Origin of the sequence: Acinetobacter sp. YH12108 (genome assembly GCF_013419055.1) — a bacterium.
GTDB lineage: Bacteria > Pseudomonadota > Gammaproteobacteria > Pseudomonadales > Moraxellaceae > Acinetobacter.
Map to the genome: position 1 here is coordinate 1 of NZ_VPAW01000058.1, position 1,848 is coordinate 1,848.

General features: G+C 42.0%; 1 protein-coding gene. It reads right to left on the reverse strand.

Going from position 1 to position 1,848, the window contains the following annotated elements; translation table 11 throughout:
• Positions 1-250: 250 nt before the first annotated feature.
• Positions 251-1,480, reverse strand: coding sequence for an MFS transporter (locus FTU46_RS16585; protein ID WP_180058975.1), 1,230 nt, complete (start codon positions 1,478-1,480; stop codon positions 251-253).
• Between the last annotated feature and the right edge of the window lie 368 nt (positions 1,481-1,848).

The following is a 1,848-nucleotide window of genomic DNA, read 5'->3' on the forward strand; positions in this document are numbered from 1 at the left end:
CAGATTATCACCGTGATTAACTTATACAAAAATGCAGATTATCCAATTGAAACATTAAAGGTTTGGCTCAAAGATATTTTGAGTAAATCGAACGATCCTGAATGGTCCGAAAACTTCATTAATAATAGAAGCCTGAGTTTAAAAACTGGCTTTAAAAAGGATTATTTAAAGCCATAATAAAAAAGCGCACATTCATTTGAATGGGCGCTTTTTTATGATGTGAGCTTCGCTGAATTCAGTGAATAAAATTTTAGTAAACACCACTCTCAAGACGTTTTTGCATCACTTTTTTCACGGTCGCACGTGGAAAGCTAAACCAAAGTGCAATCAAAATGAGGCAGACTAAACTATAAGCCCAAAGACCAAATGCCACATAAGCTATGCGAACCAGTTCAATCACGAAGAAGAACGTAAACATCATCAGAACCGAAACGGCTGCAGCAACCGTCCCTTTGGACACTTCCGATGACATCAACGCAAAGCGGTATAACACTGAAAAACTAATGCCTTCACCGAAGCTCACCAAAGTCATCCCCACAATCAGTAACGGCAAGAAATAGCTTTGGAAAATCGTGCCGAGCACTACCAACAGCGTACCGATGAACATCAAGGGCAAACCGAGTAACACGGTTTTACCCAGTGCCATTTTGTCGATGACTTTAATCAGTACAATGTTGCCCAGAATGAGACCGCCCAAGACGGAGAACTGTGCCAAGCCGTATTGCATACTGCTCAAGCCAAGTTCTTCCACCAAGATCACGGGTGACAGTGCTATCCACAGCATCAACGGCATCGCGACCATGGGTAGGCCAAAGGTGAGCGCCAAAAAGGTCTTATTTTTATAGACCGTCTTATAGTCATCCCAAATATAGCGCAGCGGCTTTTTAGAATGACGCTGTTGTGTCGCAGGCATTTTGGCTTTTAAACCAAACCAACTTAAAAAAGCCAAAAAGGCAATGCCAATAAAGCCCCAATGCCATGACACATGGTCAATCATAAACGCCCCGACCACAGGACCAAGTAACGGTGCTAGCAAAGAAATATTCGCCATGAGAGCCATGACTTTAATGGCATCACGCTCTTCAAAACTTTCCTGTACTGCGGCATAACCCACCGCAGAAATCATCGACAGCCCCACACCTTGTAAAAAGCGGAGTGCCAAAAAAGACTCAATATTTTGAGTGAGTAAAATTGCAAGGCAGGTCAGCACAAAAAATGCTACACCTGCGAGCAACACCTTTTTACGGCCTAAACGGTCTGAGAGTGGCCCAAGCAACCATGCGACACAAGCACCGCCCAGTAAGTAAAAAGACATAGACGACGGTGCCCATGCACTGCTGACCCCAAAATCTTGGGTAATGGCGAGCATGGCAGGTTGGACTAAATCATTACCGATATAGACCGAAAATTCGAATAAAACCAATGCCAAAGGAAACATCAATGTGGCACGGCTTAACTTTAAAGTTTGTACGTTTTGCATTGTTATCTACATATAAAATGCGTACAAGCCTGAGCAAAGTCAGTTAGAGGGAGAGACGACTAAGCCCAATGGCAAGCACTGAGAAATTTATTAAATTACGTTTTTTTGAATGCGCTGAGATTTCGCGGCTTAATACACCGTATTCACAAGGTGTCTAAGATAGATCAAACGATTTCAGTTGTGAGATTTTTATAACTCAAACTAATTACACCCACTAATTTGAGTGGGTGTAGTTTAGCAGTTTATAGAAACCTTTGCACGAATAAACACACAAAAGTTCATTAAATTGGTATAATACAATAAAATCAATCACCTAGCAAAAAACACGACTATGGCATGGAAACAAACAGGGCAACTCTCCCTAGCAG